The 13,447-nt window shown below is 72.1% G+C and carries 8 protein-coding genes and 2 pseudogenes; 5 read left to right on the top strand and 5 right to left on the bottom strand.

Annotated elements, in window-relative coordinates; genetic code table 11:
- Nucleotides 1–113: 113 nt before the first annotated feature.
- Both KKZ08_RS28010 and KKZ08_RS28005 read right to left on the bottom strand, forming a co-directional pair.
- On the bottom strand, nucleotides 114–2,720 hold the full coding sequence (locus tag KKZ08_RS28010; protein ID WP_223777063.1) for an MXAN_6230/SCO0854 family RING domain-containing protein: 2,607 nt from the start codon (nucleotides 2,718–2,720) through the stop codon (nucleotides 114–116).
- Between the two features lie 205 nt (nucleotides 2,721–2,925).
- Nucleotides 2,926–4,365: a gamma-aminobutyraldehyde dehydrogenase gene (locus KKZ08_RS28005; RefSeq protein WP_223777062.1), complete on the bottom strand. Its 1,440-nt coding sequence runs from the start codon at nucleotides 4,363–4,365 to the stop codon at nucleotides 2,926–2,928.
- Between the two features lie 165 nt (nucleotides 4,366–4,530).
- Here KKZ08_RS28005 and KKZ08_RS28000 point away from each other — a divergent pair, with 165 nt between their 5' ends.
- The 5 genes and pseudogenes from KKZ08_RS28000 to KKZ08_RS27980 all read left to right on the top strand — a co-directional run bounded on the left by KKZ08_RS28000 (nucleotide 4,531) and on the right by KKZ08_RS27980 (nucleotide 9,602).
- Nucleotides 4,531–5,076 carry an Lrp/AsnC family transcriptional regulator gene (locus KKZ08_RS28000; protein WP_127911332.1) on the top strand — a complete coding sequence of 182 codons (546 nt, stop codon included), beginning with the start codon at nucleotides 4,531–4,533 and terminating at the stop codon, nucleotides 5,074–5,076.
- Complete coding sequence (locus tag KKZ08_RS27995) at nucleotides 5,061–6,440, top strand: aspartate aminotransferase family protein (protein ID WP_223777061.1); 1,380 nt, start codon at nucleotides 5,061–5,063, stop codon at nucleotides 6,438–6,440. The genes KKZ08_RS28000 and KKZ08_RS27995 overlap by 16 nt, the downstream gene beginning before the upstream one ends.
- 193 nt (nucleotides 6,441–6,633) lie before the next feature.
- Nucleotides 6,634–7,326: pseudogene (locus KKZ08_RS27990) on the top strand (ATP-binding cassette domain-containing protein); the annotation flags it as partial.
- A gap of 551 nt (nucleotides 7,327–7,877) precedes the next feature.
- Nucleotides 7,878–9,052 (top strand): annotated as a pseudogene (locus tag KKZ08_RS27985) (hypothetical protein).
- Nucleotides 9,053–9,197: 145 nt separating this feature from the next.
- On the top strand, nucleotides 9,198–9,602 hold the full coding sequence (locus KKZ08_RS27980; protein ID WP_223777060.1) for a VOC family protein: 405 nt from the start codon (nucleotides 9,198–9,200) through the stop codon (nucleotides 9,600–9,602).
- A gap of 72 nt (nucleotides 9,603–9,674) precedes the next feature.
- On the opposite strand, the gene KKZ08_RS27975 is transcribed toward KKZ08_RS27980, so the two are convergent.
- From KKZ08_RS27975 to KKZ08_RS27965, 3 genes are all read right to left on the bottom strand, one after another.
- The gene (locus KKZ08_RS27975) at nucleotides 9,675–10,607 is read right to left on the bottom strand and encodes an anti-sigma factor RsbA family regulatory protein (RefSeq protein WP_223777059.1); all 933 of its coding nucleotides are present in this window, start codon (nucleotides 10,605–10,607) and stop codon (nucleotides 9,675–9,677) included.
- Nucleotides 10,604–10,966 (bottom strand): STAS domain-containing protein, encoded by a 363-nt coding sequence (locus tag KKZ08_RS27970; RefSeq protein WP_223777058.1) that lies wholly within the window; start codon nucleotides 10,964–10,966, stop codon nucleotides 10,604–10,606. The genes KKZ08_RS27975 and KKZ08_RS27970 overlap by 4 nt, the downstream gene beginning before the upstream one ends.
- Nucleotides 10,967–11,049: 83 nt before the next feature.
- Nucleotides 11,050–13,407, bottom strand: coding sequence for a SpoIIE family protein phosphatase (locus tag KKZ08_RS27965; RefSeq protein WP_223779216.1), 2,358 nt, complete (start codon nucleotides 13,405–13,407; stop codon nucleotides 11,050–11,052).
- Nucleotides 13,408–13,447: the final 40 nt, after the last annotated feature.

The raw sequence follows: 13,447 nt of genomic DNA, 5'->3' as shown, positions 1-13,447 counted from the left end.
TCGCTCGCACACCCGGCAGCATGCGCCCCCGCTTCCCCGCCGGGCAATGGACGCTGCGTCGAGCCGGGCGCGCCTGACCCGACACCCTGTCGATCACCGCCCCGCGCGGCGGTTCAGCCGACGGGCGCCAGCCACGCCGCCAGGTCCCCCGCGGTGATCCGCTCCAGCGGCGCGGCGTCGACCGGGCCGGGGTAGAGGCGGTACGCCGTGCCGGACGTGATGTCATCCGCCCCCGCCAACTCCCCGTGCAGCAGGGCGAGTAGGGTGCGGCGGCCGGCCAGGTCGGGCTCGGCCCGCAGCGCGTCCGGCTCCCAGCCGTCGCGGATGCGCAGCGCGAAGTCGGCGCGCGGCTCGTCCGCCGCGCGGCGGTAGCCCCACAGGACGTGGCCGCGCCCGCGGACGTACACCTCGCCGTCGGTGCGGGCCGCGGCCGTCCAGCAGGCCAGGTCCCACAGGGTGGCCCGGCCGCGCGGTCGGAAGGTGTCGAGCAGGTCGTTGCCCAGGCGGCCGATCTGCTTGCGGTAGCGCCACACGTCGTGGTCGATGCCCGTCGTGGCGAGCGTGACGTCCGCCCACCAGGCGTGCCGCGTCCGCAGGTCGACGATCATCGGCACGCGCAGCTTCGCGTCGCCCCCGAGGTCGAAGCGCTGCCGCACGGTGCGCGGTTCGTAGACGGCCCGCTCCTTGCCCCTGACCGCCATGAACCCCGCGAAGGCGTCCGGGAGTTCGTCGAAGGGCACGTCGTTGTACGAGATGACCGCCGGCACGACGAACCGCACCCCGGTGCTCGCGAGCCGGGGCAGGTCGAGGTCCAGGTACTCGGTGGCGCCATGCGGGGCGGGCGCCGAGGTCAGGTCGCCGGAGTGCCGGGCGGCGCCGCCCGCGTACTCCAGGTGTGTGTAGTCGCAGTGGCCGATGAAGCGCCACAGGTCGTCGTAGAGCGCGACGGACAGGTCGAGGTCGACGCGCGTGCCCTTGGGCTGCGTCCAGTGCAGGAAGAGCCGCACGGTCTCACTGTCCGCGGGCATGGGCAGCGAGCTGCCGCGCGGCACCGCGACCAGCGAGGCCGCCGACGCGCGCTCGGCGAACGGCACCGGCAGGTCGGCGAGGGAGGCGTCCAGGACGGCCACGTCGTAGCGCTCCCCCTCGCGCGCGGCAAGGCGCCGGACGGCTTCGGCCTCGATCAGCTCGGCGGCGCGGCCCGCGACGCGGGAGGGCAGCGGCGGGCGGTGGTCCTCGACGGCGTACGCCTTGGTGACGCGCCCGCGCGGGAAGAAGACGCGGCGGTGCCACGGCACGGAGCGGATCCGCAGCTGGCCGTACGCGCCGAGCAGCGGGCCGGGAGCGGTGCGCGGCAAGGCGTGCGCGAGCGCCTCGCCGACCGGCTCGGGGAGGGTCGCCGAGCCGGAGCGGGCCAGCAACAGGGCGAGGCGGCGCAGCAGTTCCCCGGGGCGGGCGCGCAGCAGCCCGGCGGCGGCCGTGGTGTCCCAGCGGCCGAGGGCCTCCTCGACGCGGCTCTGCCAGGTGACGACGCGCAGCCGGTCGCCCGCGAGCCGGACACCGTCGTGCCGGGCGGCTTCGGTGAGCAGCACCTCGCTGAGCGCGCCGTCGTCGAGGCGCGTCTCGCGCAGGACGGCGAACGCGAGCGCCACGCGCGCGTGCCGGTGGGCGCCCTCGAAGGGATGCAGGAGCTCGCCGACCCGCTTCCACACGCGCGGGCGGCGGGCCATGTCCTCGGCGAGGCGCGCGAAGTCCAGCCGGTCGAGCAGGGCGAGGAGTTCGCGGCGCACGGGGCGCGAAAGGCCGCGCAGACGCGGCGGTTCGAGCAGGTCGGGGTCGCCGCCGGAGCGTACGACGAGGATGCGCAGCACGTCGGTGGCGGTGTCCGCGTACCGCCCGACCAGCGCGCGTGTCTCGGGCAGGTCCAGGAGCGGCGCGAGGGCGAGGGCCTTGCTCTCGCGCAGCGGTATGGACGCGGGCAGCCAGTCGGCGGCGTGTGCCGGGTCGGCGTGCCCGAGGAGCAGGACGAGGTCGTCGTGGTCCTGCGGGCTCAAAGGGGTGCGGCGGGCGAGCAGGGCGGCGAGTTCGGCGGCGGCTTCGCCGGGCTCGGCGAGGCACAGGGCGCGCAGGACCGGGCCGCCGTCGCCGCCGAGGCCGGCGCCGGTGTCGAGCCAGGGGTCGGTGGGGCCGTCCGTCTCGTAGCGCTGCTCGCAGATCGGGCAGGTGTACCAGACGCAGCACTCGTCGCAGCAGCCCCAGTCCTGCTCCTTGCGGTGGCAGTCGGCGCACAGCAGGTGCGCGCAGGGCGCGAGCGCGCGGACCGGGGCCTTGGTGCCCGCGCAGTTCATGCAGGGCTGGTGCGGCTGGGCGGCGAGGTGCGCGACGACGGTCGCGGTGAAGCGGTCGTACGCGTGCTGGTAGGGGATCTCGTCGGGGAACCGTGCGAAGAGCGGGGTGTGCGTGCGGTCCGAGCCCATCAGGGCGTCGACGTCGGCGAGCAGCTTCCGCCCGGTCGTGGCGAGGTCCGCGGGCCCGAGCGCGGTCAGGGCGCGGCGCAGCGGGGCGGTCAACAGGTGGCCCCGGTCGGCGAGTTCGGTTTCGAGGACGACCACCGCGGCGTCGGTCTCGGCGGACCGGCCGGCGCCTTCGGGAACGTACACGCTCTGCCGACGGCGCAGCAGCAGCCCGGCGAGGTCGTCGCTCGTCGTGCTCGTCGTCATCAGGTCCACCCCCGTGGTGCAGAGAAAAAGCGGGGGCGGGAAGTGGGTGCGCTACGGATCTTTTTGCATAAGAAGAAAGAAGGAAGCACACCACGGAGCCGCCCCCGCGTACGCAACGGTACGCGGGGGCGGATCGGCGGTCACACGAATTAAGCCGCCGCGGGAGCGCCCCGTCAGGGGCGCGGGCCCACGCCGCCCGAGGCGACTAGCCCTCGATGGACGTCATCACGTGCTTGATGCGGGTGTAGTCGTCGAACCCGTACGCCGAAAGGTCCTTGCCGTAGCCCGACTTCTTGAACCCGCCGTGCGGCATCTCCGCCACGAGGGGAATGTGCGTGTTGATCCACACGCAGCCGAAGTCGAGCACCTTGGACATCCGCATCGCGCGCGCGTGGTCCTTGGTCCACACCGAGGAGGCGAGCGCGTAGTCCACGCCGTTCGCGTACTCGACGGCCTGCGCCTCGTCCGTGAAGGACTGGACGGTGATGACGGGTCCGAAGACCTCGTTCTGGATGATCTCGTCGTCCTGCTTGAGGCCCGAGACGACGGTCGGGGCGTAGAAGTAGCCCTTCTCGCCGACCCGCTGACCGCCCGCCTCGACCTTGGCGTGCGCGGGCAGCCGCTCGATGAAGCCGGAGACCTGCTTCAGCTGGTTGGCGTTGTTGAGCGGGCCGTAGAGCACGTCCTCGTCGTCCGGCTGCCCGGTCTTCGTGTCGGCGGCGGCCTTGGCGAGCGCCGTCACGAACTCGTCGTGGATGGCCTCGTGGACGAGCACGCGCGTGGCGGCCGTACAGTCCTGGCCGGCGTTGAAGAAGCCCGCCATCGAGATGTCCTCGACGGCCTTGGCGATGTCGGTGTCCTCGAAGACGACGACCGGAGCCTTGCCGCCGAGCTCCAGGTGGACCCGCTTGAGGTCCTTGGACGCGGACTCGGCGACCTGCATGCCGGCGCGCACGGAGCCGGTGATGGAGGCCATCGCGGGGGTCGGGTGCTCCACCATCAGGCGGCCGGTGTCGCGGTCGCCCGTGACGACGTTGAAGACGCCGGGCGGCACGATGGAGCCGATGATCTCGGCCATCAGGACGGTCGAGGCGGGGGTGGTGTCCGACGGCTTCAGCACGACCGTGTTACCGGCCGCGAGCGCCGGGGCGAACTTCCATACGCCCATCATCATCGGGTAGTTCCACGGCGCGACCTGGGCGCAGACGCCGATCGGCTCGCGGCGGATGATGGAGGTGAGGCCCTCCATGTACTCGCCGGCCGCGCGGCCTTCGAGCATCCGGGCCGCGCCCGCGAAGAAGCGGATCTGGTCGACCATGGGCGGGATCTCCTCGGACCGCGTGAGTCCGATCGGCTTGCCCGTGTTCTCGACCTCGGCGGCGATGAGTTCCTCGGCCCGCTCCTCGAACGCGTCGGCGATCTTCAGCAGGGCCTTCTGCCGCTCGGCGGGCGTCTGGTCGCGCCAGGCGGGGAACGCGTCGGCGGCGGCCTTCATGGCCGCATCGACGTCGGCCTGGCCGGACAGCGGCGCGGTGGCGTAGGCCTCGCCGGTCGCCGGATTGATCACCTCGGTGGTCCGTCCGTCGGCCGCGTCCCGGAATTCTCCGTTGATGTAGTTGCGCAGACGGCGCAGCTCGGTGGTCACTTCCGCGGCCCTCCAAGTCAGATGTCCAGTGGTTGAGACTCCCACCCTAGTCGCTGCACCGACGCTTTCAACATACCCGGCGCCCCAGAACTGCGGAATCCGTGAGTATCGGAGTCCCAGACAACGAATTTCATCGATCTGGCCTTGCGGAAGTGACGAGACGTCGTGCACAGTGAGGTCGTGGCCAGTCGCAGCGCAGACCCCAGTAACCCCCGCAGCTCCCGCACCGGCAATCCGGGCGGCAGCGGCAGTGGGAACGGCACCCCTCCCGTGGACGCCGTCTCTCTGGCGATCATCGAGCAGCTCCAGGAGGACGGACGCCGTCCGTACGCCGCCATCGGCAAGGCCGTGGGCCTCTCCGAGGCGGCCGTGCGCCAGCGCGTCCAGAAGCTGCTCGACCAAGGCGTGATGCAGATCGTCGCCGTCACGGACCCGCTCACCGTGGGCTTCCGCAGGCAGGCGATGGTCGGCATCAACGTCGAGGGCGATGTGGACCCGGTCGCGGACGCCGTGGCCGCCATGCCGGAGGCCGAGTACGTGGTGATGACCGCGGGCTCGCACGACCTCCTCGTGGAGATCGTCTGCGAAGACGACGACCACCTGCTCGACGTCATCAACAAGCGCATCCGCGCCCTCCCCGGCGTGCGCTCCACCGAGAGCTTCGTCTACCTCAAGCTCAAGAAGCAGACCTATATGTGGGGAACCCGATAGCCGTGAGCAAGGACCTCAGCCAGACCGCCTACGACCACCTGTGGATGCACTTCACCCGCATGTCGTCGTACGAGAACGCGCCCGTTCCCACCATCGTGCGTGGCGAGGGCACCTACATCTACGACGACAAGGGCAAGAAGTACCTTGACGGCCTCTCCGGCCTCTTCGTCGTCAACGCGGGACACGGCCGTCACGAACTCGCCGAGACCGCCTACAAGCAGGCACAGGAGCTCGCCTTCTTCCCGGTGTGGTCCTACGCCCACCCGAAGGCCGTCGAGCTGGCGGAGCGCCTGGCCGACTACGCGCCCGGCGACCTCAACAAGGTCTTCTTCACCACCGGTGGCGGCGAGGCCGTCGAGACCGCGTGGAAGCTGGCGAAGCAGTACCACAAGCTCACCGGCAACCACACGAAGTACAAGGTCATCTCGCGCGCGGTCGCCTACCACGGCACCCCGCAGGGCGCCCTGTCCATCACCGGTCTGCCGGCGCTCAAGGCCCCCTTCGAGCCGCTGGTCCCCGGCGCGCACAAGGTGCCGAACACCAACATCTACCGCGCCCCGATCCACGGCGATGACCCCGAGGCCTTCGGCCGCTGGGCCGCCGACCAGATCGAGCAGGAGATCCTCTTCGAGGGCCCGGAGACGGTCGCCGCCGTCTTCCTCGAGCCGGTGCAGAACGCGGGCGGCTGCTTCCCGCCCCCGCCCGGCTACTTCCAGCGCGTGCGCGAGATCTGCGACAAGTACGACGTGCTGCTCGTCTCGGACGAGGTCATCTGCGCCTTCGGCCGCCTCGGCACGATGTTCGCCTGCGACAAGTTCGGCTACGTCCCGGACATGATCACCTGCGCCAAGGGCATGACCTCGGGCTACTCCCCGATCGGCGCGTGCATCATCTCGGACAAGATCGCCGAGCCGTTCTACAAGGGTGACAACACCTTCCTGCACGGCTACACCTTCGGCGGCCACCCGGTGTCGGCCGCGGTCGGCATCGCCAACCTCGACATCTTCGAGAAGGAGGGCCTGAACCAGCACGTCCTGGACAACGAGGACGCGTTCTACCAGACCCTGCGCAAGCTGCACGACCTGCCGATCGTCGGCGACGTCCGCGGCAACGGCTTCTTCTACGGCATCGAGCTGGTGAAGGACAAGGCCACCAAGGAGACGTTCAACGACGAGGAGACCGAGCGCGTCCTGTACGGCTTCCTCTCCAAGGCGCTGTACGACAACGGCCTGTACTGCCGTGCCGACGACCGCGGCGACCCGGTCGTCCAGCTGGCGCCGCCGCTGATCTCCACCCAGGAGACCTTCGACGAGATCGAGGGCATCCTGCGGCAGGTGCTCACGGAGGCGTGGACGAAGCTCTGACCGTCAGCGGATCGCGCATGATGGTCTGATCAACACCGGCCCGGAGGCGACCGTTCGAGTGAGAACGGGCGCCTCCGGGCCGCGTCCTTTCCTGGCAAGTCCGCCCGAATCCATAGCGTGCCCAGTGACCGATCGGCCCCGCCTTCGTTCCCCCGTACGGGGGAGGCAACTGATCTGAACCGAGGTGTACGCCATGGTGGCCCCGCCGGACAACGACGTGCTGTGGGCACGCGCACTGCATGTCACACACAATGGCTCCCCCGCTCTCACCGGCGTCTCGCTCGGTGTCCGCGAGGGTGAGATCCTCGCCGTCACCGGTCCACGCGGCAGCGGCAAGACGACTCTTCTGCGCTGCCTCTCGGGCCAACTGCTCCCCCAGCAGGGCGAGGTGTGGTTCAACAGCGCCCCCGTCCACACGATGGGCCGGCGCGTGCGCGAACGCCTGCGCCGCGACCGCTTCGGCTGGATCGACCCCGCGCCGCACCTCGTGCCCGAACTCACCGCCTGGGAGAACGTCGCGCTGCCGCTGATGCTGCGCGGCGCCTCTCACCGCGCCGCCAAGCCCGCCGCCAAGGAGTGGCTGGAGCGCCTCGACGTCGGCGGCTGCGCCGGCAAGCGCCCGCACGCCCTCCTCCAGGCCGAGCGCCAGCGCGTCGCCGTCGCCCGCGCGCTGGCCACCACGCCGTCGGTGATCTTCGCCGACGAGCCCACGGCGCCGCTGCACCGCGCCGACCGCGCGCATGTGCTGCGCACGCTCATGACCGCGGCCCGCTCGCACGGCATCACGGTCGTCCTCGCCACGCACGACCCGGACCTCGCCGCCCTCGCCGACCGCACCGCCGCGCTGCTCGACGGCCGCCGGGTGAGCACGGTGCAGCTCCCGCCCGCCGAGGACGGCACGGCCGAGGGGGGCTCGACGGCGACGGCGGGGACGACGGTGACTGGGGGTGCGGGGGCGTCCTCCAGTGCTGGTGATGCCGGTGATGCCGGTGATGCCGGTGGTGCCGGTGGTGCCGGTGGTGCAGGCCAGGCGGCAGGGGCCGCGCCCAAGCGGGCTTCGCGCCGAGCGCGGGCTTCGGGCTCCCGCGCGGCTTCGGCTGCGGCTTCGGCTTCCGGGAAGGCTTCGGGGGCCTCCGCGGCTTCGACTCCGGGGAAGGCCAAGAAGGGTCCGCGCCGAGCCCGCGCTTCCAGCTCCGCCGGGGCGGCTCCCGCGAGCACTTCGCGTACCCCCACGGCTTCGAGCCCTTCGCACAAGTCGAGCACCGCCGACCCTTCAGACGTCGCCGAGGGCGCGAGTCCTGCCGAGGCTTCCGCGGTCCCTGCCTCTCCCGACGCCGCCACCGCCACCGCCACGCCCGAGCCATCACCCACCCCAGACACCCCAGCCCCGGGGAACGGCGGAGCTCCCCGCGTCTCCGAGGCGGAAGGCCGGGCCGCGTGCTCGCTCTCCGTCTAGCCCGTGGGGCGCACCCGGGCGTGCAGGTGCGGCGCCTGCTCGTCGCCGCCGCGTCCGCCGGTACCGGTTTCCTGCTCCTGTGCACCCTGGCGTACGCGATGCAGTACCCGGGCACCGGCTCCGTGCTGCGTCTCGCCTGGTGCGTCGCGCCCATCGCCGCGACCGTGTACTTCGCCGTCGCCGTGGCGCGCACCGACCCCGGTACCCGCCCGCGCCCCGGGCTCTCCGCCGTGGGGCTCGGCCCCGGGCGCCTGATGGTGCTCGCCGGCATCTCCACGGCGGTGGCCTGCACCCTCGGCTCCCTGCTGGCGCTGCTCTTCTTCCTGCATCTGCGCGGTGACCTGTCGGGGCTGCCCTTCGACGGCGCCGCGGCCGGACTGCTCGCCGGCGACCGGCCGTTGCCGCTCGCCGCCGCGCTGACCCTGCTCACCGTGGTCCCCCTCGCCGCCTCGGCCGCGAGCGCCACCGCGCTGCGGCCCCGGCCCGGCAAGGCAGGGGCGCGGCCCCGTGGTGACGAGGGTGCCGAGGGTAAGCCGCCCCGGCACCGGCGCCGAGCGGTCTGCCGTGGGGCGTCGCGCTGCTCGCTGCCGGCCTCGCCGTGGAGACGTACGCGAGCGGCTCGGGGAGCGTGGCGGGCGCCGGCTTCAGGATGCCGGGCGGGGCCAGTGGCGCCTCCGTGGGCGTCCTCGCCGGATGGGCCCTGACCGCGCTCGGCCTCGCGCTCGCCGGGCCGGGCCTGACCTACCTCTGCGGCCGGGTGCTCCAGGCCGTGCGGCCCGGCGCGATGCGGCTGCTCGCCGGGCGCGTCCTGCAAGAGGAGGCGCGCCGCATCGGCCGACCGCTCGGCGTGCTGTGCGCGGTGGCGTCGAGCGCGTACGCCTCGGTCGTCCTGTACGCGGGGCCCCTCCCCGGCGTCGGGCCGCTCACCGCGCTGGGCGCGCTGCTCGTCGCGGGCTGCGCCGTGCTGACGCTGGCCACGACCGCCGTCGAGGCCCGGCAGTCCCGCGCGCACACGACCGCCGCGCTGCTGCGGCTCGGGGCGCCCGCGACCATGCTCCGCGGCTCAGCGGCGCTGCGGGCGGGCACACTCACCGCCGTGTTCGCCCCGCTGACCTGGGTCGTGGCGGAGCTGGCGGCACTGCCCCTGAGCCCCTGAGCCCCTGAAAAATTCGTACGAAAAACTTCACGGCGAGCGATGAGTTCGGTGTCGAACACGCGTCTAACCCTGCGTACGGCAAACGCCTACGGCAAACGCCTACGGCACACGCACACGGACTCGCACCTCACCGGGAGAGACACTCATGTACCAGCAGATGATCTTCGTGAACCTCGCCGTGAACGACGTCGACGCGACGAAGAAGTTCTTCACGGAGCTCGGCTACACCATCAACCCGCAGTTCACGACGGACGACTGCGCGTGCGTGGTCATCAGCGACACCATCGTCGCGATGATGCTGGGCAAGCAGCGCTACGCGGACTTCACCGAGAAGGAGATCGCGGACTCCACGAAGACCAGCGAGGCGCTGCTGTGTCTGAGCGCGGAGAGCCGCGAGAAGGTCGACGAGATCGTCGACAAGGCGATCGCCGCCGGTGCCACCCCCGGCAAGGTGCAGGACTACGGCACGATGTACGGCCGCGGCTTCGACGACCTGGACGGCCACACCTGGGAGTTCATGTGGATGGACCCCTCCGAGGTCCAGGGCTGAGCCCGGCCGGGGCGCCCTCCGCGTCCGGCGCGGGCGCCCCACGGCAGCCCACACCGGACGTGTCATCGACGGTCAGCAGCGGAAGTAACCGTGGATCGTCGTGCCCTCGCCGGGAGCGGTGTGGACGCGGACGAGGTCGGCGACCACGTTCACCAGCAGCAGCCCCCGGCCCCCGGCCTGGCCCGGCGGCGGAGGGCAGCGGCCGGCCAGCGGGTCGGTGAGGAGCCCGGCGTCCCGCACCTCGCACACGACGGAGTCGTCCTGGCGCCAGACCCGCAGCGCACCGGAGCCCCGCCCGTGCACCACGCTGTTGGTCGTCAGCTCGGCGACGGCGAGGGCGAAATCCTGCAGCCGGGGCTCGGGCAGGCCCAGCTCGGCAGCCCGGCCGGTGGCGAAATGCCGTACGTCGGGCAGCGTCTTCGCCGTGTAGGGCATCTGCGGCACGTCACCGGGTGCGGTCAGCGGCTCGTTGTAACGGGAGATGACCGCTTCGGGGGCGTAGGCCGCGCTGGTTCCCTGCGCACCGGCCTCGATGATCGTGGGGTGCGTGGCATACGCGTCGGCCAGGACCGTCTCTTCCAGGCGCTCCACGTCGTAGGGACAGAGGATGGTCACCGCCCGGCCCTGGAACGCGAGGTTGATCAGCGCCTCGTGCTGGACGCAGGCGGGGTACTCCGTCGGGGAGCGCCCGGCCCAGATCGGCTCGCCGATGATCCGCACCCGCCCTGCGGGATGGGCATCCGCGAAGGCGCGCAGCACCCGCGGGATGATCCGGCCGGGATTGCGCCCCACCTGCGTCATGTCGAGGAGCTTCACCTGCGCGGCCCGTGCGCCCAACTCGTCGCGGATGAGTTCCAGATTGGGGCCGGGGACCGACACGGCCACCGCCTCGCCGGCGTCCAGCCCCTCTTCGACGAACGGTACGGTGCCCGCCACGTACTCCCGCTCCCCCCGGTAGAACAGCGCGGGGTGGACGAAGGGTTCGGTCTCGGTCATGGCACTCATGACGTGGCCACCTCGATTGCAGGCAGATTGGGCCAGAACAGCTCCAGCAGACGGCTCAGGGCAGGTGGCGGACTTTCCAGAACGAGCCGCTGCTCGCCGTTCAGGCCCTGAGCGGTCAACGCCAGGGCCGTGGCTCCGGCCATGTCGATGAAGGTCAGTGCCGAGAGGTCGAAGTGGTAGGAGCCGTGGTGCCGCTGGGCCACCCGCTCCAGGGCCTGCTCCCACACCATGTGCGTGGGCAGGCAGACCTCACCGGCCACCGCGAGGCCGGCTCGGTCCGCCAGGGGGCTGAGGTGCAGGCGCTTGCCCGCAAGCACCGCCCCGTCCGCGCCCTTCTTCCGCTCATGCGGGTCGTTCACATCGTCCTCCCGCTTCCGTCCAGGACGTCGCCCCCCAGTATCTCTGCTCCGGGCGGATGCCAGAGCCGGTCGCCGTGAGCCGCTCACGTGACCCGCACGCCGATGAGGCAGGTGTCGTCGTCGGTGTCGGAGGCACTGTGCGTCAGCAGACCGTCGAGTTGCTGCTCCAGGTTCGTGGCGGCGGGCCCCGCCGCGGTCAGCAGACGGGCCAGGGAGTCCTGGACCGCCTCGTCACGGCGCTCGACCAGTCCGTCGGTGTACATCAGCAGGGTGTCGCCGGGTTCCAGGCGCAGTTCCTGTTCTTCGTAGTCGGTCTCGGCCAGGGCTCCCAGCAGGATGCCGCCGACCGCGGGCAGGGGGGTCGCCTGCTGCCCGCGCAGCAGCACCGGCGGCAGGTGCCCGGCGCGCGCCCAGCGCAGGGTGTGCCGCTCCGGGTCGTACAGACCGCACACCGCTGTCGCCGTGACGTGGGTGGTCAGGTGGTGGGCCACGATGTTGAGCCAGGACAGCAGCTGCCCGGGTCCGGCCCCGGTGACGGCCAGGCCGCGCATGGCGTTGCGCAGGACGACCATGCTGGTGGCGGCCTGTATGCCGTGCCCCGCCACGTCTCCCACGCACAGCATGATCTGCTTGGACGGCAGGGTCACCGCGTCGTACCAGTCCCCGCCGACCATGGACTCCGATTCCGCGGGCCGGTACCGCACGGCGATCTGCAGGCCCGGGCTGCTCAGCGGGGCCTCGGTGGGCGGCATGATCGCGTGTTGCAACTGGAGGGTCAGGCGGTTGCTCTCGGCGGCCTGCTGTTCGGTGTGGGCCAGTTGGTCGCGGGTCGCCGCCAGGGCCACCTCGGTCCAGTGCTGGGACGAGATGTCCTGGTAGGCGCCGCGCACGGACAGCAGTCGGCCGTCGGCGTCGAGAACGGGTTCGGCGATCACCCGCATGTGCCGTGTGACGCCGTCGGGACGTTCGAGGCGGAAGGCGGCGGAGGCCGACCTGCGGTGATGGAGCACGGTGCGCAGGAAACGGCGGATGGTGGCGGCGTCGTCGGCGTGGGCGTACGAGGTCAGCGCTTCCAGGGATACGGGCGGCGCGTCGTGCGGTCGGCCGTACAGGTCGAACAGCTGCTCGTTCCAGGTGACTTCGCCCGTGGTGAGGTTCTCCTCGAAGCCGCCGATCCTGCCCAGGCGCTGGGCGTGCTGCAGGAGGTGGGCCAGGCGGGCCGCCTCGTCCTCGATGCGCCAGATGAGCAGCACACAGCCGCCCTGACGGCTGACGCTGATGTCGGCGACCGCGGCGAGGGAGACCTGACCGACCAGCGCCGTGAGGGTCATCCGGCGGGTGCGGAACGGCTCGCCCGTCGCGTACACCCGCTCGATCCGCTCGAACAGCTCGCTGCCGCCGACGGCCATCGGGTAGGCCTCGAGCAGCAGTGCTCCGTGCACGGCGCTGCGGGGCCTGCCCGCGGGGTCGACGAAGCTGCTGTTGACGTGGTGGACACGGAAGTCGGTGAGCCGGCCGTCGGCGTCCAGGTAAGGGACCAGGACCAGGGCGGGGTCGTACAGCCCTTCCGCGAGTTCCACCAGTTCGGCGAGGTAGGGCGTGGGCGGCGACGTGTCCGCCGAGGGCGTCGCCGGGGCCGGCCGGCTTTCCAGGGTGTGGGCGCACAGCTCCGCCAGCGCCTCGATCTGGCGGAGGATCTGCGGTGGCTGCGGTTCCAGCGGGCTCGGCCAGCAGATCTCCAGAACGCCGTTGACGCGGCCTCCGGTGCCCACCGGGAGCGCGATGCGCCCGCCGCGGGGGTGATCGGCGCGGCCGATGGACGGCAGGCCCTCCGCGGACATGTCCGTGACGTGCACCGGCTGGCGTTCCGTCAGCGCCAGCCGGGCCAGGGTGGACACGCCCGGAGGGACGTAGCGCCAGCGGCCGGCCTCGTCCGCGGTGAATCCCGCGTGCCCCGCCAGGGCCAGTGACGCGTCGGCTCCCGCGCTCCACACGGCGACGGCGCAGGCCCCCAGCGGGGTCAGGGCGTGGGCGAGGAGCGACTGGGCGGCTGCCTGCGTGTCGCCCGCGGCCAGCGCGCCGCTCTCCGCCGCACGCAGGCGCACGCCGACGGAGGGTTCGGTCTGCCCCGGGGGCGCCTCGCCGTTGGCCTGGCTGGCGAAACCGGCGGCGATCTCGGTGAGCTGGTCCTGGGAGGACTGGTTGACGATGTCCGCGGCCAGTTCCAGCTGGGAGACGCCCGCTTCCCCGGCCAGTGACGCCAGCTGCCGCGCGGCCATGGTGGGACCGCACCGCAGCCGCTCGATCAGCACGCCCTTGGCCAGTTCGATCAGGGCGCGGCCGTCGGCTGCCGCCTGCGCGGCGAGGATCTCGCCGCGCAGCCGCTCCACCGTCGCCGCGAGCCGTCCCACGCCGGTGCTCTCCACCCGGGCGCCGGGGATCTGGTGGTCCTCGGGCGAGGCGGGGTCCTCAAGGGGCTGT

This window comes from Streptomyces sp. 135, assembly GCF_020026305.1.
Taxonomy (GTDB): Bacteria; Actinomycetota; Actinomycetes; order Streptomycetales; family Streptomycetaceae; genus Streptomyces.
The sequence above is the reverse complement of the archived record's forward strand: the minus strand, read 5'-3'. Positions and strand labels throughout refer to the sequence as shown.

Bases quoted from the DNA above. Each gene is read 5' to 3' on its own strand.
- KKZ08_RS27980 (WP_223777060.1), top strand. From the start codon at position 9,198: ATGTACCAGCAGATGATCTTCGTGAACCTCGCCGTGAACGACGTCGAC.
- KKZ08_RS28010 (WP_223777063.1), bottom strand. From the start codon at position 2,720: ATGACGACGAGCACGACGAGCGACGACCTCGCCGGGCTGCTGCTGCGC.
- KKZ08_RS27975 (WP_223777059.1), bottom strand. From the start codon at position 10,607: ATGAGTGCCATGACCGAGACCGAACCCTTCGTCCACCCCGCGCTGTTC.